At 70.3% G+C, this 16,402-nt stretch carries 16 protein-coding genes; 5 read left to right on the top strand and 11 right to left on the bottom strand.

Annotated elements, in window-relative coordinates; translation table 11 throughout:
* Positions 1 to 27: 27 nt before the first annotated feature.
* The 4 genes from chrA to ACFSKW_RS50200 are packed head-to-tail and all read right to left on the bottom strand — an operon-like array spanning position 28 to position 3,524.
* Entirely contained in the window at positions 28 to 1,386 is a 1,359-nt protein-coding gene (chrA, locus tag ACFSKW_RS50215) for a chromate efflux transporter (RefSeq protein WP_379582146.1), read from the bottom strand.
* Positions 1,387 to 1,396: 10 nt separating this feature from the next.
* Positions 1,397 to 2,596, bottom strand: a complete 1,200-nt coding sequence (locus ACFSKW_RS50210) for an MFS transporter (protein WP_379582144.1) — start codon at positions 2,594 to 2,596, stop codon at positions 1,397 to 1,399.
* On the bottom strand, positions 2,593 to 3,024 hold the full coding sequence (locus ACFSKW_RS50205; RefSeq protein WP_379582142.1) for a chromate resistance protein ChrB domain-containing protein: 432 nt from the start codon (positions 3,022 to 3,024) through the stop codon (positions 2,593 to 2,595). Before ACFSKW_RS50205 ends, ACFSKW_RS50210 begins: the two co-directional genes overlap by 4 nt.
* Positions 3,021 to 3,524 carry a Chromate resistance protein ChrB gene (locus ACFSKW_RS50200; protein ID WP_379582140.1) on the bottom strand — a complete coding sequence of 168 codons (504 nt, stop codon included), beginning with the start codon at positions 3,522 to 3,524 and terminating at the stop codon, positions 3,021 to 3,023. Before ACFSKW_RS50200 ends, ACFSKW_RS50205 begins: the two co-directional genes overlap by 4 nt.
* A gap of 195 nt (positions 3,525 to 3,719) precedes the next feature.
* Between ACFSKW_RS50200 and ACFSKW_RS50195 the strand changes: the two genes are divergently transcribed.
* A complete protein-coding gene (locus ACFSKW_RS50195) occupies positions 3,720 to 4,286 on the top strand; it encodes a site-specific integrase (RefSeq protein ID WP_379582228.1) in 567 nt (188 codons plus the stop codon).
* Here ACFSKW_RS50195 and ACFSKW_RS50190 read toward each other — a convergent pair.
* From ACFSKW_RS50190 to ACFSKW_RS50165, 6 genes are all read right to left on the bottom strand, one after another.
* The gene (locus ACFSKW_RS50190; RefSeq protein ID WP_379582138.1) at positions 4,192 to 5,379 is read right to left on the bottom strand and encodes an MFS transporter; all 1,188 of its coding nucleotides are present in this window, start codon (positions 5,377 to 5,379) and stop codon (positions 4,192 to 4,194) included. The two genes, ACFSKW_RS50195 and ACFSKW_RS50190, sit on opposite strands and share 95 nt — an antisense overlap.
* A complete protein-coding gene (locus tag ACFSKW_RS50185) occupies positions 5,376 to 5,942 on the bottom strand; it encodes a Chromate resistance protein ChrB (protein WP_379582136.1) in 567 nt (188 codons plus the stop codon). Before ACFSKW_RS50185 ends, ACFSKW_RS50190 begins: the two co-directional genes overlap by 4 nt.
* 441 nt (positions 5,943 to 6,383) lie before the next feature.
* Entirely contained in the window at positions 6,384 to 7,784 is a 1,401-nt protein-coding gene (locus ACFSKW_RS50180; RefSeq protein WP_379582134.1) for an ABC transporter ATP-binding protein, read from the bottom strand.
* Positions 7,781 to 8,575: an ABC transporter permease gene (locus tag ACFSKW_RS50175; protein WP_379582132.1), complete on the bottom strand. Its 795-nt coding sequence runs from the start codon at positions 8,573 to 8,575 to the stop codon at positions 7,781 to 7,783. Before ACFSKW_RS50175 ends, ACFSKW_RS50180 begins: the two co-directional genes overlap by 4 nt.
* Positions 8,572 to 9,519, bottom strand: coding sequence for an ABC transporter permease (locus tag ACFSKW_RS50170; RefSeq protein ID WP_379582130.1), 948 nt, complete (start codon positions 9,517 to 9,519; stop codon positions 8,572 to 8,574). Before ACFSKW_RS50170 ends, ACFSKW_RS50175 begins: the two co-directional genes overlap by 4 nt.
* Positions 9,504 to 11,063: an ABC transporter substrate-binding protein gene (locus ACFSKW_RS50165; RefSeq protein WP_379582128.1), complete on the bottom strand. Its 1,560-nt coding sequence runs from the start codon at positions 11,061 to 11,063 to the stop codon at positions 9,504 to 9,506. Before ACFSKW_RS50165 ends, ACFSKW_RS50170 begins: the two co-directional genes overlap by 16 nt.
* Before the next feature lie 51 nt (positions 11,064 to 11,114).
* On the opposite strand from ACFSKW_RS50165, the gene ACFSKW_RS50160 reads away from it, so the two are divergent.
* A complete protein-coding gene (locus tag ACFSKW_RS50160; RefSeq protein WP_379582126.1) occupies positions 11,115 to 12,440 on the top strand; it encodes an MATE family efflux transporter in 1,326 nt (441 codons plus the stop codon).
* Positions 12,441 to 13,233: 793 nt separating this feature from the next.
* Positions 13,234 to 14,046 carry an SAM-dependent methyltransferase gene (locus ACFSKW_RS50155; protein ID WP_379582125.1) on the top strand — a complete coding sequence of 271 codons (813 nt, stop codon included), beginning with the start codon at positions 13,234 to 13,236 and terminating at the stop codon, positions 14,044 to 14,046.
* Positions 14,047 to 14,473: 427 nt separating this feature from the next.
* On the opposite strand, the gene ACFSKW_RS50150 is transcribed toward ACFSKW_RS50155, so the two are convergent.
* On the bottom strand, positions 14,474 to 14,980 hold the full coding sequence (locus tag ACFSKW_RS50150; RefSeq protein WP_379582123.1) for a hypothetical protein: 507 nt from the start codon (positions 14,978 to 14,980) through the stop codon (positions 14,474 to 14,476).
* On the opposite strand from ACFSKW_RS50150, the gene ACFSKW_RS50145 reads away from it, so the two are divergent.
* Complete coding sequence (locus ACFSKW_RS50145) at positions 14,967 to 15,809, top strand: LysR substrate-binding domain-containing protein (protein WP_379582122.1); 843 nt, start codon at positions 14,967 to 14,969, stop codon at positions 15,807 to 15,809. The two genes, ACFSKW_RS50150 and ACFSKW_RS50145, sit on opposite strands and share 14 nt — an antisense overlap.
* A complete protein-coding gene (locus tag ACFSKW_RS50140; RefSeq protein WP_379582234.1) occupies positions 15,718 to 15,918 on the top strand; it encodes a type 2 periplasmic-binding domain-containing protein in 201 nt (66 codons plus the stop codon). Before ACFSKW_RS50145 ends, ACFSKW_RS50140 begins: the two co-directional genes overlap by 92 nt.
* The last annotated feature ends 484 nt before the right edge of the window (positions 15,919 to 16,402 follow it).

Here is a 16,402-nt window from a genome sequence, read left to right as displayed (position 1 = left end):
GTCATCTAGACGAGCGCCGTTCCCTGCTCAGAGGTGAAGCAGCGCCGTACTTAGGCCGAGAACTGCGCAGATCCCCAGGATGCGCAGCATCGGCCACTTGAGGACGAAGGTCATGAGCAGCGCCGCCACGGTGATGGCGAGCGCGACGGGGCTCAGCGAGGCCGGGTCTGGCACGTGCATGGTGAAGGGGCCCCAGTTCCAGGGGGACGTCGTGGTGAACAGGGTGTGCTCGGCGAAGTAGAGCGCCAGGTTGGCGATGACGCCCACGACCGCGGCGGTGATGCCGGTGAGGGCGGCGCTGATCGCGGTGTTGTGGCGCAGCCGCTCGACGTAGGGCGCTCCGATGAAGATGAACAGGAAGCACGGGACGAAGGTGACCCAGACGGTGAGCACGGAGCCGAGCAGCGCGGCCGCCCACGGGTCGAGGCCGCCGGGGTCGCGGTAGGCGCCGAGGAAGGCGACGAACTGCACCACCATGATCAGCGGCCCGGGTGTGGTCTCGGCCAGGGCCAGCCCGCGCACCATCTCGCCTGGAGTCAGCCAGGCGTAGACCTCTACGGCGCGCTGGGCGACGAACGCCAGCACGGCGTACGCGCCGCCGAAGGTCACCAGCGCGGCGCCGGAGAAGAACAGCCCCTGGGTGGTGAAGACGCTGTCGGTGCCGAGGAAGAGCGCCACCGCAGCCACCGGCAGCCACCAGGCGACCAGCCCGATCGCGAGGATCTTGCTGGCCGAGCGCCAGCTCGGCTGGGCGTGGTGTAGGGCTTCGTCGGGGATCAGCGGGGCCGGGCCGCCGTCGCCGCCGTGCCCGTTGCCCTTGGTGAGGACCTGCGGGGCCAGCTTGTGCACCCCCCACCCGAGGAGGGCGGCGGCGGCGATCACGATGGGGAACGGCACCCCGAACAAGGCCAGCGCGCCGAAGGCGGCCACCGCGACGGCGACGAACAGTGGGTGGGTCAGCGAGCGCGTGGCGACCCGGATGACGGCCTGGGCGACGATGGCCAGGACCGCCGGGGCGATCCCGGCGAACAGAGCGGTCACCACGCCGGTGTCCTGCCACAGCACGTACACCGCCGACAGCGCGAGCAGCGCGAGCATGCCGGGCAGCACGAACAACGTGCCGGCGACCAGCCCGCCGCGGGTGCCGTTGAGCAGCCAGCCGACATAGATGGCCAGTTGCTGCGCCTCCGGCCCCGGTAGCAGCATGCAGTAGTTCAGGGCGTGGTTGAAGCGCTGCTGGCCGATCCAGCGTTTTTCCTCCACCAGGGTGCGCTGCATGACGGCGATCTGCCCGGCCGGTCCGCCGAACGTCTGCAGCGATATCAAAAACCAGGCCCGCACGGCCTGCCGGAACGGGATCACATCGCGACCTACTTCAGTCGTCACGTCAACCTCATCAGGGGAAGCGTTGTTCGGCGGGCAGGCGGACAGACCGGAAGATCCGCCACAGGGTCAGGTCGTAGGCGGTCTTGGCGGCTCCCGCGATGACGAACGGGATCGCCAGGCCGAGGGGCAGGGTCAGTCCGGCCAAGGCGGGGCCGGCCGGTCGGGTGAGGTAGCGGGCGGTGTTGGTGACGGCCGCCGCGGCGGTCCGCTCGTCGGCGGGGACCAGGGCCATCACGTAGGCCTGCCGGGTGGGCACGTCCATCTGCGACAGGCAGGCCCGCGCCATCAGCAGCGCGATCGCCCCACCCAAGCCGGGCGCGAACGGGACGGCGGCCAGCAGCAGGTTGGACGGGATGTGCGTGAACACCATCGTGCGCAGCAGCCCGACCCGCGCCGCCACCAGGGGCGCGGCCAGCAGGGACGCGGTCTGCAGCACCCCGAGCACGGCGAAGGTGATGCCGATGGTCTGCGTGGTGGCGCCGTAGCACAAGTTCAGCCAGTAGCCGAGGTAGGCCTGCACCACGAGGCCGCCGGCGAGGCTGTCGACGGCGAACAGCGCGGCCAGCCGCGCCACCGGCCCGCGCGAACGGGCCAGCATCCGGGCGGGCGGCAGCCCCGCGAGCGGGGCGGGCGCCTCGACGCTCGCGGGCAACCGAGCAGCCAGCACCACACCGGCCGTCCCCACGACGGCCAGGACCCCGCCGAGCAGCCGCCGATCCGCCGGCAGCGCACCGAGCAGCGCACCCACTGTTCCCGCGACGGCGGCGACCGCGTTGTACAGGCCGAAGCCCCGCACCACCTCGCGCTGCGGACGCCCGGTGCTGGCCAGCATGACCTGCTCCAGCGTGGTGAACGGCCCTGACTCCATCACCTCGACCGATAGCGCGCCGGTCATGGCCACCGCCGCGAGCAGCCAAGGCGGCGCTCCGAACGCGATGACGATCCCTGCGCAGACCAAGGCCCCGTACAAGGCGGCGTATACCCGGCGGCGGCCGGCACGGTCACCCCACCGCGCCAGTGCCAGGCTGGCGACAAGCGTGCCGACTAGGATGGCCGCCAGCATCAGCCCCACCCCGGCAGGCGTCAGGCCGTCGTGCCGCAGGATCGCGCCGAGCTGGACGGCCGCGATGCCGTACCCGAGACCGCGCAGCGCCTGCGAGGTCAGCAGCAGGCCGACCACGCCGCCAGCCAGGCGGCCAGCCGGGCTCATGCCGGTTCCCGCCCCAACAGCAGCGCGCGCCGGTGGAACTCGTACAGGCCGTCGAAGATCGGCCCGGTGATCTCCAGCATCCGGTCGTCGTCGCAGATCATCGACAGCCCGCGCAGTATCACGTCCATGCCGCGCGCTTCCGGTGCGTCGAAGCGCTCGTCGTCGATGTCGGCCTCGTGCACGATCTCGGCGACCTTCCACAACACCGGGTCGTCGAGCTCGTAGCGGCGCAGGATCGTCTCGAAGCTGCAGTCGTCCCCGTGATGCGACAGCTCGGCCCCGCGCATGTCGAACGGCGTGGCGTCAGCGGGCACCGATGCGGGATCGTCGACGAACACGAACTCCGGCTCGGGATCGAGGTGGCAGCGGATCAGCCAGGCGCACGCGGCCCGGTCGATGTGCACACCCGCGCGCGTCGCCCACCTCATCGCACGGCCTCCGGGTTGGCTTCGGCCAGCGCCCGCACCGCGCGCTGCGCGGCCTCGCGCTCGGCGGGCGGGAAGTAGTCGCGGCGGCCGATCCTGCGCAGCTCGGCCTGCAGCTGCTTCAGGGCGCGGCTACGCTCACCGGGCCGCGCCCGGGCCGCCGCCTCGGCCTGCTCGAGCACCGCCCGGTACTCCGCCGCCCGCGCCTGGCGCATCTCGGCGGCGATGGCCTTCTCCTGCGCCGCGCTGCCAGCGGCGGCCAGCCAAACGGTGGAGCTGCCGCCCATCTCGCCGATCTCCTCGGCGAGCCAGTCGATCTGCTCCCGGGTCCGGGCGTCGGCGGGCAAGGCCACCAGCCCGTCGCCCAGCCGCGCCACGCCGAGCCGGTCCAGCTTGCGCCAGATCGTGATCCGCAACGTCGAGGGCTGGCGCGGGATGCGATACGCCAGCAGCACCCATTGCCCGGCCGTGCCTGTCACCGTCGCCTCCACGCCATACCCCACCTCTCGAGCGTAACCCCAGTTACAGTAACCATGGTTGCACCTCATAGGTAACCGAGAGCTGACGCCCTGGGCGTGCCCGCGAAGCGGGTTGCTTTATCGATCGCAGGCGGGCGCGAGCTGGGCGAGGACCGTCCGACGCGGACGCTTCGTATCCGGTTATCGGGCAACCTGGCGGACCGGGAGAGGGCCGTGGGGATGGATCCGGTCATCGTCGAGCAGCTCGGCCGCGCCCACCCGCTCGCGGCGCACCTGGATGACTTCCTCACCGACCTGGCCAACGCCGGCGCCTCACCGCACACCCGGCGCGCCTACCGCGGAGGCCTGCTGCAGTTTGCCGCCTACCACCACGGCGAGATTCCCGCGCTGAGCGCGACGCCGATCCGCGCCTACCTGGCCGAGAGCGCCGAACTGTCGGCGGCTAGCCGCAAGCGCAAGCGCGCCGCCATCGCTTCCTTCTCGAAGTGGGCGGTCCGCCACGACCTTCTGCAGGCCAACCCGCTGGACCGGATCGGCACCGTCAAGGTGCCCAAGACGCTGCCCCGCCCGGCCAAAGCGGCCGACGTCGCCAAGGGCGCATCTCCGAGGGGATCAGGACTGCGACGATCGGCACGGTCAGCCAGAAGATCCACCGCCAGGACAGCCCAGGTCCGCTTTCCGCCGTGCGCGTCTACTGCTGTGCGGGGATCGTGCGGCGGCGCGCGGTCAAGTGGAGGAGCGGGCCGACTGCCAGGAGTGCGGCGAGGGCGGCGAATCCGTAGGTGAGAGTGGATGCTGTGGCGACGGCGGCAACCAGGAGGGGGCCTCCGGCGTCGCCGAGTTCGCGGCCGAGTTCGGCTGATCCCATGGTCTGGCCGAGCCGTTCGGGCGGAGTGACGGCGGCGAGGGCGGCGAAGCCGAGTGGGGTGATCAGGCCGCTTCCGGCGCCGATCAGGGTCGCACCAGTGAGGACGCCGGTCAGGCCGGGGAGCATGGCGCAGCCGAGACCCGCAGCGGTGATCGTGAGTCCGGTCGCGAGTCCGGTGCGGGTGGTGATGCGCCCGGTGTCCAGGGCTCGCCCCGCATAGGGCTGGACGAGTGCGGCGGTGGCGGCCAGGACGGAGACGGCCGCGCCGGTGGCCACGGTGCCGAGTCCGGCGGCGGCGCCGGAGACGGGCAGGAAGCCGACGCCGACGGAGAGTGCGGCGGTCGCGCCCGCCAGGGCCGCGGTGGGGGCGAGGAAGGTGCGGGAAGTGAGGCGGCGGGCCAGGTCAAGCACGGTCTGGCGGGACTTGGGCAGTGGGGCCAGGGCGGGGACGGCGAGCGCGGCCCAGGCGGCGACGGCTACAGCCAGAACGGCCATGACGGTGAACAGCAGGCGCAGTCCGCCGGCCCAGACCAGGACGCCGCCGATGAGGGGGCCGAGGGTGTAGCCGATGGACTTGTAGAAGCCGTAACTGCCGAACGCCCGGCCGTGCTTGGCGGCCGGGTTGAGCCGGGCGACCAGTGCGGAGGCCGAGGGGGAGAACGCCGAGGCGGCGGCGCCCTGGCCGAGCCGTGCCACCCACAGCCACCCGGGACTGTCCGCGACGGCATACAACACGGAGGCGGCAGCGAAGGCGACCAGCCCGCCGAGCAGCACGGGTTTAGCGCCGATCTTGTCGGCGAGGGTGCCGAAGACCGGCTTGAGGACTACCTCGGCGCCGTCGTACAGCGCGAGCAGGCCGCCCAGGACGAGGAGGGAGGTGACCGCGTCGTCGGAGAAGCCACCGAGGTTGGCGGCGATACCGTGCGCGCCGAAGGCGGTGGTGAACCCGGCCGCGTACAGCGGCCACATCGCCCGCCCCCGCCCGGCACCGGCGGTGTCGTGGGCGGTCACGCGTCCGCCCCCTCGTTCTGGTGCAGAGCGGTGAAGACCCGTTCGGCGTAGTCCTCGCAAGCGGCCGTGCACTGCTTGAGGCGTTCCGCGGCCTGGGCCGCATCGGGTGCGCCGAACACGTCGCGGGCCGTCAGGTCCCGGTGCCAGCGGCGCAGGCGCTCCAGGCTCTGCTCCTCTTCCTCCAGTTCGGCCAGGGTGAACTTGCCGATCCGGATTTCCTTGGCGATCTCCGCCTCGAACTTGCCGCAGTCGGCGAGGAACTCCGTCCAGTCCTCCGAGCGCGCGGCGGTGAACAGCGCCTCGAAGCGTGCCTCATCCTCGGCGGAGCGCCCGAACGCGTGCAGCGCCACTGACTGGCCCTCGGCCCGCTCGGTCAGCTCGACAGCCCGGCGCACGCCGTCGGCGAAGACCGGCACGTCCGGCACTGCCCAGATGCCCTGGCCCAGCGAGAGCGCGCCGACCTTACGCAACTCCCGCCAGACCGCCACCCGGTGCCGCGACGGATCGGCGGGCAGCTTGATGAGGAGGACGAGCCACCGTCTCCGTGCTCCATTCTTTGCCACGCCGAAGAATGTAGCAGGCGTTACATTGATTCATGGTTGGTGGGGGAAGCAGGAGGCAGCCGGGGGTTATCAGGAAAGGTGGGAGCAGCCTCGACTGGGTCTGTTCCCAGTTGAGATCAGGAGGGCAGGTCAGAGGCTACGGATCCACATCAGGGCGCCCCCCGGAAGTGGAGGCCAGCGAGGTAGCCGGTGGGAGTCTTGTCGTAGCGGGTTCGAGAGCTGATTCTCGGTACCGCCCGCCCCGCGTGGCCGCGAGCCTGTCGCGGCACGCCAGGACGCCGATCTACCCCGACCGACACGACCCTGAGTGACCGCGCACCCTGCAGTCCTGCGAACGCCGCGGCGGCGAACACCCCTCACCATGTCGGACTGGGTGAAGGTCAGCTCCCCCGCGGTGTTCACCAGGAAGCCCCCGCATTTCGGGAAGCGCACCCAAGGTCGCTACGGAATCCTTTCCAAGTGCTCCTCACGGGTGCCGATCGACACCACTCCGTCGGCGTACTCCTGGACCAGCCGAAGATCGTGGGAGGCGAACACCACAGCCATGCCCCGCGTCTGCCGCAACCGGGTAAGCAACTCCATCACCGCCCGCGCTATATCGCCGTCCAGGGCCGAGGTGATCTCGTCACAGACCAGTACGTCGGGTTCGGCGGCCAAGGCGCGCGCGATGGAGACCCGCTGCCGCTGGCCGCCGGACAGCTCGTGCGGGTACCGGTCGGCGTGCTCGGTTCCCAGGCCGACCTGTTCCAGCAGGTCGGTGACCCGCCCTGGTACGGCGGTGCGCGGGCAGCGGCGGTGCAGGCGCAGGGGGCGCGCCAGCGCGGCGGACACCGTGGTGGAGGGGTTAAGCGCGCCCATCGGGTTCTGCGGCACGAACTGCACCCGGCGGCGCTGGTCGCGAGCGCGCCTGCGTACGTCCGCGTGAAGGGCGACGTCGTCCAGGGTGACCGTGCCGCCCGAGAACGGGTGCAGGCCTACCAGCGCACGCAGCAGCGTGGTCTTGCCCGATCCGGATGGTCCCACCACGCCCACCGCGGTTCCGTAAGGCGCGTGGAGGTCGACGTCGCGCAGCACCGGCAGTCGCCGGACGCCGACGTGAGCGTCCAGTCTGCGGGCCCGTAATCCCGTCTCCTGCGACGGGATCGCGTGCCGGTTGAGCGGCGTGCGTTCGGCTGGTGGGCGAGCCGCCCGGCTGGACAGCTCGACCACCTCATCGGCCAGCTGCTCGACCAGCTCCCTGTCGTGGCACGACAGCACCACGGCGAGGCCGCGCTCGGTGGCCAGGCGGCGCAGGAGTTCACCGATCTCGTCGCGCAGGGCGGGGTCGAGCCCGGCCGTCGGCTCGTCCAGCAGGAGCAGGTCGGGTCGGCGGGCCAGCGCCCTGGCCAGGGCGACCCGGCGCTGCTGACCGCCGGACAGCTCTCCGGCCCTGCGTCTGAGCAGCCCTGCTACGGCAGGCAGGCGCACCTCGTCGAGCAGCCGGACCACCTCCCCACGAGAGCCGGTCTCGGCGATCAGGGCGGCCACGCGCATTCTCGGGTTGAGCGCCGAGCCCGGATCCTGGCCGACGTAGGCGACGCGGGTACGGCGCAGCTCGCGCAGGTCCGCCGCTTCGCAACCGAGCACGTCCACGCCGAGCACCTGGACGGTGCCTGCCCGGCGGTCCGTGCCGGGGGGAAGGTCGCCGATCAACGCGCGCAGCAGGGTGGTCTTGCCCGAGCCGGAGGCGCCCACCAGTGCGAGGACCTGCCCGGGACGGGCGGTGAGGCAGACGCCTGACAGCAGCTCGCGCCCGTTGGTGGCGGCTATGGTCAGGTCGGCGACTTCGGCATGGGGTGTCATCGGACCGCCACCTCTCTGTTGCCTGCCTTGGGGGCGAGGGCGTGGGCCGCGATGTTGACGCTCATCGCCAGCAGGCCGATCGCGATGCCCGGAGCCAGCACGGCCCAGGGGTTGAGCACGATGCCCGCGCTGTTCTCGCGGATCATCAACGCCCAGTCAGCCGCTGGGGGCTGCGGACCGACTTGGAGAAATGCCGCGGTGGAGACCACGTAGACCGCGGCGACGAAACGCAGGCCGAACAGGGCGAGGACGGTGGAGCGGAGGTTCGGCAGCACCTCGCGGACGATCAGGTGCCAGGTCCGCTCGCCGCCGGCCAGGGCAGCCTCGACGTAGCCGGTGGCCACGACGGGCGCGGCCGCCGCGGTCATGAACCGCACGGCGTACGGCGTGCCGAGCGCGACCGCCACGGTCACGAGCGCGACGTGGCCGCCCGCCGGCCAGGATTGGGTGACCAGCAGGATGCCCAGCACGGCCGGCAGCAGCATGAGCACATCGGCCACCTGGTCGACGAACCGGCCGAACGCGGGCCGCAGTGCCCCCGCGACACCGACGACAGCCGCGATCGCGGTGACGAGCAGCGCCACGACGAGGGAGGCGATGACCAGATCGCGGCCGCCGTACAACAGCCTGCTGAGCACGTCGCGGCCGAGCTGATCGCCTCCGAGCAGCGCCCCATCCATCCCGGCCGGGCCGTACGGGATCGTGACCGGCTGGTCCATCGGCTGCGGGGCAAGCAATGGCCCTCCGACGGCGACCAGCGGCAACACCAGCGCGGACAGGAGACGCTTCACAGGCGGCCTCCCGCTGCCCAGGCTCGGATCAGGTCGGCGACGAGCAGCACGCACGTGATCGCCACGCCAGTCAGCGCCACGACGCCCGCGATGATCGGGGTGTCCCGGTCGGCCACCGCGCCCGCGAGCAAGGCGCCGACCCCCGGATAGTTGAAGATCGTCTCTACCGCTACCGCACCGCCCAGCAGCATGCCGGTGGAGGTAGCCGCTCCCGCCGCGATGGTGGGAAGCGCACCAGGCAGCAGATGGTGGGTGAGGATCCGGCGGGGACGCACGCCATCGAGGACGGCCGCGCTCACATGCGGAGCCCTGGCCTCGTCGGCGAGGGCACCGCGGACGATCCGAGCGTTCCATCCGACCTGTGGGATCGCGAGCGCCAGCACCGGCAGGACCACCATGGTCCAGGAGGCGGGCGCGCCGTCAGGTCCCGCCAGCGTGGCCGCAGGCAGCACGCCCGCCCACAGGGCGAACACCAGCACCAGCCCCGCGGCGATCACGAACTCGGGCAGGGCGAGCACGACAGTGGCCGACGCGGAGATCACTCGATCGGTCACCGACCCCGGACGCAGTGCGGCCCCGCAGCCAAGGATGAGGGAGAGTGCAACCGTGATCGCCAGGGCCAGCCCGCCCAGGAGCAGCGTGTTGGGCAGGGGCCCGGCCAGCAGGCGTGAGACATGCTCGCCGCGCGCGGAGACGCCGAGATCGCCGGTCGGCAATCCGGCCATCCAGTGCAGGAAGCGCACGGCCACCGGCTGGTCCAGGCCGAGCAGGACACGCCGTCTGGCGACGTCCGCGGCGCTCTCCCCGCGATCGGCGGTCGCGTCCGCGGCATCGCCAGGAAGTGCTTCGATGACGGCGAAGACCAACGCGAGCAGCGCGGCGAGCAAGGCGACCCGGCGGGCGAGCAGCCCGCCGAACCGCAGCGCCGTCAGTGCGCCAGCCATACCCGCTCGAGCTGCACTCGTCCGTATCCGGGCAGCGTGGGCAGGTCGCGCACGGTGGGGCCGGCCAGGTCGATGCCGTCGGCCATGCCCCACAGCAGGTAGCCGGAGCGCTCGTGCTCGATCTCCTGGAGCTTGCGCAGCGCCTGCGCCCTGGTGGTCTTGTCCAGGGTGCCCACGGCCTGCTTGTAGACCTGGTCGAACTCGGCGTCGCTCCACGCCGACTCGTTCTGTCCTGCGCCGGCCAGCAGGAGCTTGCTGGCGAAGAACAGCACGGAGTCGTTGGTGCCCCAGTAGGTGGTGTAGAGGTCGCCCTTGAGCCAAGTCTTGTCCCAGAACGCTCCGGAGTCCTCCTTGACGACCTTGATCTGCACGCCTGCCTCACGCACCTGGGTGGCGAACAGCGCCGCGGACTCGGCCAGACCGGAGATGTCCTCGGTGGTGCGCAGCTCGTAGGTCTTCGACAGGTCGAACCCGGCCTCCTGCAGCAACTGCTTGGCCTTGGCCAGGTCGCGGGCGCGCTGCGGCAGGTCTTTGGCATAACCGGGGTCGCCGGTGCCGAGCACGTCGTTGGCGACCTTGCCATAGCCGCTGAGCACCTGCTTGACCATGGCCTCGCGGTCGACGGCCAGCCGCAGCGCCTCGCGGACCTTGGGGTCGGCGAAGGGGCTGCCCTCCGCGGTGCGCATGACGATCGGCATCGCCATGTCGTCGGGCCTGCGCAGCACCTGGACGTCCGGCCGGGAGGCGGCGACGCGGGCGGCGACGGCGCCCACGTTGGAGGCCAGATCGATCTGCCCGCCCAGCAGGGCATTGGCCATGGCCTGCGGGCTTTCGAAGATCTTCACCTCGATCGCGTCGAGGTACGGCTTGCCCCCGTGCCAGGTGTCGTTGCGCACCAGCCGGGCATTGCCGTCGCGGTACCAGTCGAGCTTGAACGGCCCGGTGCCCGGGGCGCCCGCGACCTCCGTGGTGCCCTTCTTCAGCACGAACGTGGTCAGGCGCAGCATCAGCGGCAGGTCGGCGTTCGGATAGTCGGAGGTCAGCACCACGGCGTCGCCGTCGGCCCTGATGTTGTCCACCTTGATGCCGGGCAGACGGGCGGCGCCCGCCGGGGTCTCCCGCAGCCGCCGCAGCGACCAGACGACGTCCTCGGCGGTGACGGGCGTGCCGTCGTGGAACCTCGCTCCCTGCGCCAGCGTGAAGCGCCAGGTCGTGACGTCCGCGTCGGCCTTCCAACTCGTGGCCAGGCGAGGAGCGGTGTTCTCGGTGGCACCCGGCACGGTCAGCGTGTCGTAGAGCAGGCTGATGATCAGATAGTCGCTCTCGTTCGCCTGCGTGCCGTGGGGGTCGCGCGTGATCGCGTTTGCCCGGCCCAGCGCACCGATCCGCAGGGTGCCGCCACTGGCGGGCTTGCCCTGAGCCGGCTGCGCCGCGGGCTTGGTGTCGTTTCCACCGCCGCAGGCCGCGAGCAAGGCCACCAGGCCGGCGCCTCCGGCCGCCATGAGAAGCTGACGCCGACTCAGGTCCACTTTGTCCCCATCCATGGTGATATTTTTACTTAGGTTTGCCTACCCTAAAAGGAAAGAAAACGCAACGTGACGACGCCTGCGCTCCGCCACGACGTTCGTGAGCTCGCCACGCTCGCCGTACCGCTCGCCCTCACCCAGCTCGCCCAGGTGGCCCTGACCACGACGGACACCGTCATGCTCGGGTTGCTCGGAGTGGAGGCGCTGGCGGCGGGCGGCTTGGCCATGGTCATCTTCAACCAGCTCCGCACCATGGGCGTCGGGCTGGTGACCGCGGTCGGCAACCAGGTGGCCGCCGCGCACGCCCGCGGGAAGGATGTCGGCGGCCTCGTGCGTGCCTCGTTGGCCCTGGCGACCATCGCCGGGGTGGTGGGCGGCGCGCTCATGGCGCTGATCGGCGAAGGCGTCGCCGCGTTGGGCCAGGATCTCGCCGTGATCGAGCGGATGCGGCCCATGCTGTGGGCGCTCGCCCCTGGGCTCGTGCCGTGCCTGTGGTTCCAGGCGATCCGGCAGTTCACCGTCGGCATGCGCCGCCCCCAGGCGCTGCTGCGCATCACACTCGTCTCGATCGTGGTGAACCTCGGGCTCAACGCCGCTCTCATGACCAGCCTCGGCCTGGCTGGCATCGGCATCGCGACCAGCACCGTCTACCTGCTGACCTTCCTGCCCCTGTACGGCTCCGCGCGGCGCGACCCAGAGCTCGCGCCGATGCTCGACCTTCGCGCCTGGCGGGCCGATCCGGCCACCCTGCGCAAGCTCACCGACCTCGGCGTGCCCATCGCGGCCACCTACGGCTCGGAGGCGGGCTTCTTCTCCGTCATCGCTCTGCTCGTCGGCACCTACGGCACCGCCGCCCTGGCCGCGCACACCGCCGTCAACCAACTCGTCTACATCGTCTTCCAGGTCTCGGTAGGCCTGTCGCACGCCGCCTCGATCGGAGTGAGCCGGGAGGCTGCCCTCGCTCAGCCGGAATCGGCGTGGCGCATCGCCCGCGCCGCGCTGGCCTGCGGCGCGGGCGTGATGGCCGTCGTGGCGGTGCTCTACCTCGCGACGCCGGAACTCATCCTGCGCCCGTTCCTGGACGGCGGCGACGGTACGGCTCTGCGCATCGCGACGAGCCTGATCATGGTGGCGGCCGTCATGCAGTTCGTCGACTGCGCCCAGAACATCGCAGTGGGGTTGCTGCGCGGGCTCGACGACACCAGGAGCGGCTTCCGGCTGACCCTCTTCGGCTACTGGGTCGTGGGACTGCCCGCCGCGTGGCTCCTTTCAGGGCCGGCAGGGCTGGGCACGGTGGGAACGTGGCTCGGTCTGTTCGCCGGACTCACCGCCACCGCGGTGCTCCTACTGAGGCGATTCGCGCAAGCCCTCTCCCGCGCCAGCGCACCGGCCTGATCGTCAATAGTGGATGCTGAGCAGGTACGCTCCGTGCGGCTCGTTGTAGGGCCGATGGTCATCTGGGTGATCTTGAGGCCGTGTCGCAGGCAGCGCTACAGGAGCGCGCTGTCGCTCACTGTACGAGGACCCTCGGGCCGCCGAAGACCGTGGCCGAGGCGATGAGCGCCTTGAGAACTTTGGTGGTCTCGCCTACCTCGTGCGAGAAGAAGGCCAGATCCGTGACGTAATGCGGCGGTCGCCGACCCGGAGCACCGGCGCGAGCTCGTGATACCGACGTCGTGGCAGGTCGCCTCGGGGATGCGGGCTAGGCCGGCAGGGTCGAGACGCCATTCCAGATGGTTGCGTTCGATGACGATCGCGCCCAGGATCTCACCGTCGGCCGCCTGCTGGAAGTGCGGGCGGGTGGCCACCAGCCGAGCGTCGCGGGCGACCGCGACGGCGGCTCGTCAGGTCGTCCATCGTGGTTCCTCTTCGGTCCTCCTGGTACTTTGTAGTACCGAGTACCACTACACAGTAGCACAGAGTAGTGAACCAATGCCTTGCCAGCGAGCGGCGAGCGCGACAGCAAGGCCGCCTGGCTGACCATGCTCGCGCGCAGCAAGCAGCACTGGGCAAAGAGCCTTGATTCCGATCGCCGAGCGGGCCGCCCACCCGTACCCGCTCCGGCGGCGTCCCGGTCGCCCGTGAGGCCTTCGCCCATGGCGCGCGGCTCATCCTCGACAGCATGGAACGGGAACCACGCGCCTGCACGTTGATCCGGCGAGGCAAATTCGTGCGGAGAGGCCCGCGTATGCGCGAAAAGCGAGCAGCGTCCATCGGCATCGACTCCTGGACCCCCAACGGCGCTCGGATCTGCGACTATCTCCTAGGTGGACGGGAGAACTGCCCTACCGACAGGGCCGCCGCCAACCGGCGGCTGCAATCGAACCCCGCCGCCAGGAAAACCGCTCAGGCCAACCGCGCGTTCCTCGGCAGGGTCGTCAGCCATTTGGCGAGTGAGGTGGGGATCGGTCAGTTCCTCGACATCGGCTCCGGGCTGCCGACACGGCGCAGCGTGCACGAGGTCGCCCAGGAGATCAACCCCGATGCCCGGATCGCCTACGTGGATCAGGACGCCGCGGCGATCCGGCACAGTCAGGCGATCCTGGCTCGCGACGGGGTGCGCAACGTCATCGCTTTCCAGGGGGACCTTCGCAAGCCGGGCCGTATCCTCGACTCTCCCCGGATCGCCGGATTCCTGGACCTCAGACAGCCGGTCGCCGTCCTGATGCTGGCGGTGCTGCATTTCATCTCCGACGAGGAGGACGCGCACGGCGTCGTCCACCACCTCGGTGGCGGGTTGGCGCCGGGCAGTCACATCGCGATCTCCCACACCGTCGACGAGTCCCCGCCCGAGGTCGGTGCCGCCGTGCGGCACGGCTTCCAGTTCGTGGGCGCTGCGCTGACGCCACGGCCGAGAGCCGAGATCGATCGCTTCTTCGAAGGGTTCGAACTGTTGGAGCCGGGAGTGGTCGATGTGTGCGATTGGCGGCCTGACCCCTTGATCGACGACTCCACGCTGGGCGGACGCATCATCGTGGGCGGCGTGGGAGCCTGCCCCTAGCGGGTGGCCAGAAGCCAGTCGGCGATGTCGGCCTCCACCATCGGGCCCACGTGTTGCGCCCGCGTGTAGTCGGCAGGCGTCGAGGGCCTTCCGCGGGCGAAAGAATGGGTGATCGTCGGTGTCGGAGACCCGGGTCGCCATCGCCGCTTTCCCCGAACTGAGCGGACAAGCATGGAGGCTCCGCGAATTTCGGGCACTGCGGGCTCTGCGGGGCCAGAGTCTCTACGCTTGAGGTCCCGGTACGCCGAGGTCCCGTTGGCCGCAGGTCCCGTACGCCGCGTGATCCTTTGCGTTTGGTGTTGGGCTAGGTCGCGTCGGACGGGATGAGACCGCGGGCTGAGGGTCTGGTGGGCTTGATGATGTGACCGGGCTGTTGGACTCGACCGCGTCGGCGGATGATCTCAGCCCGGCCGTCACGTCAGTGCATTTACGCTTGAGGTGGTTGCTCAGCACCTGGTGTGGCTCGGGCGTCTTCTTCCTCCAGCCGAACATAGCCCGCGCCGTGAACGGCCACACCCAAGATCGCGCCCACCAGGATCGCGATACCGGCGATCGGCATGATGTGCCAGAAACCGGCGACCACTCCGACGAACCCGAGCCCCAGCGCAACCTGCTGCGCCACCAGCACGACAACGGAACTCGACATGCGCCTCCGATAGGTTTCCTGCCGGTTCAACACGATAAGAGCAGACAACAGCGGGATGGCCAAGGAAAAAGCGATCACGCAGATCATGGCGGACAGGTCGAGGGAAGCGGCTCCCGAGGTCAGGAACGGCTGCACAAAGACGGCGCCAACGCCGATCAAGCCGCCGTACATCAGATTGTTTTGCCGGAGGGACTCCTCCTGCAGTCCTGCCGCCCGTTTCTTCCACCATTCCCCTTGTGCGGCGGCCTGCCGCCTCCACCATGCTTCGTTCGCGATGTTCTCGTCCATGGCGACCATTGTGCAGATGACGCAAGCCTGCCTCCACCGGCCATTGCCCCAGATTAGTGGTGAACGAGCCAGATCGCGGGTGCGACAGTGGCCGGGATGTCCGGGCCGCAGACCGGCTGCACGTCTCCCAGGCGCGGGTCAGCCAGGCCATCAACCAGCAGGACGCCGCCTGGGCGGCGCGCTGTTCGACCGCACCAACTGCCGCCAGATCCTCCTCACCCCGCTCGGCCGCCAACTCCGCAACGACCTGCGACCGGCCTACGCGAGCCCGCGCGACAGCCTCGAACGCGCCCACCGTGCCGCCCGCGGCATCACCCACGTCCTGCGCGTCGGCATGCTCCCCCTCAACGTTCGCGACCTGCGCCCCTTCTGGGACACCTTCCGCGCCCGCCATCCTCAGTGGCAGTTGCAGATCCGGCACGCCTCCTTCGTCGATCCGTTCGCCGGGTTGCGCCGTGGCGACCTCGACATGCTGGTCTGCTGGCTGCCGGTCGAAGAACCCGACCCGACGGTGGGCCCGGCCCTGTTCGCCGACCCGCGGGTGCTGGCCGTGGCCGCCGGGCACGAGCTCACCCGGCGTACCTCTGTCTCGCTGGAGATGCTCGTCGACTTCCAGCACAGCGACGCCCGGGTCGAGGCCGAACTACTGGGCCGAGGGCTTCATCCCGTCGCACACCCGCTCAGGGCACCGGATCGAGCGCGGCCCCTTGATACACAACGCCGAGGAGACTCTCACCTTGGCCAGCACCTGGGAGTTCGTCAACCTCTTCCGCGCCCACATGATGCGCTATTGGAGCCGGCCCGACATCGCCTACCTGCCCGTCAGTGACATCGACGCCCTGTCATACGACGCTCTGGTGTGGCGTACCGAGACCGAGAACGACCTTATCCAGGCCTTCGCCCGAGTCGCCGCCGACATCGACACCCTTGCCACCTGAGCCCCGCATCCTAGGCACGTCGCTTGTAATCTCTTATGGTCCTCCCTTCGGCTTGTGCGCATAGCCACTAATCCCGCATATCTACGTATTGCATACGGCTTCGCCTGCTGTACTGACCACAGAAACATCCGACCTGCTGCGGCCGCTTCGCGAGGGCGGAAGGCGACCTTCTCGTTCTCGTTGTAGAGCACGCCCTGTTGGAGGCATTGGTGCAGGCAGCCGAGCATGCGGTTGAAGGTGTTGCACAGGGCGCTGGAGTGCCGGTCATCTTGGGCGCGTCGGTGGTCGTAGTGAGCTCGAGGGCACCCGCGCCTACCGGGACGGGGTCGTGGTCGCCGAGGGCTTCCCCATAGCCGATGTCTCCGACCATCTGGCCGACCCCGCCTGCACCGTCTGGTTCGACCTGTGCACCCCCACCCCGGCCGAGCTGGGCGCGATCAGCGAAGAGCTCGGCCTGCACGAACTCGCGGTCGAGGACGTGCTA

It is taken from the genome of Nonomuraea mangrovi (assembly GCF_042681425.1).
Classification (GTDB): domain Bacteria; phylum Actinomycetota; class Actinomycetes; order Streptosporangiales; family Streptosporangiaceae; genus Nonomuraea; species Nonomuraea mangrovi.
The sequence above is the reverse complement of the archived record's forward strand: the minus strand, read 5'-3'. Positions and strand labels throughout refer to the sequence as shown.

Coding starts and splice junctions, on each gene's coding strand:
- ACFSKW_RS50210 (WP_379582144.1), bottom strand. CDS start 2,596: ATGAGCCCGGCTGGCCGCCTGGCTGGCGGCGTGGTCGGCCTGCTGCTG.
- ACFSKW_RS50205 (WP_379582142.1), bottom strand. CDS start 3,024: ATGAGGTGGGCGACGCGCGCGGGTGTGCACATCGACCGGGCCGCGTGC.
- ACFSKW_RS50195 (WP_379582228.1), top strand. CDS start 3,720: ATGGATCCGGTCATCGTCGAGCAGCTCGGCCGCGCCCACCCGCTCGCG.
- ACFSKW_RS50180 (WP_379582134.1), bottom strand. CDS start 7,784: ATGACACCCCATGCCGAAGTCGCCGACCTGACCATAGCCGCCACCAAC.
- ACFSKW_RS50170 (WP_379582130.1), bottom strand. CDS start 9,519: ATGGCTGGCGCACTGACGGCGCTGCGGTTCGGCGGGCTGCTCGCCCGC.
- ACFSKW_RS50165 (WP_379582128.1), bottom strand. CDS start 11,063: ATGGATGGGGACAAAGTGGACCTGAGTCGGCGTCAGCTTCTCATGGCG.
- ACFSKW_RS50155 (WP_379582125.1), top strand. CDS start 13,234: ATGCGCGAAAAGCGAGCAGCGTCCATCGGCATCGACTCCTGGACCCCC.
- ACFSKW_RS50145 (WP_379582122.1), top strand. CDS start 14,967: ATGTTCTCGTCCATGGCGACCATTGTGCAGATGACGCAAGCCTGCCTC.
- ACFSKW_RS50150 (WP_379582123.1), bottom strand. CDS start 14,980: ATGGACGAGAACATCGCGAACGAAGCATGGTGGAGGCGGCAGGCCGCC.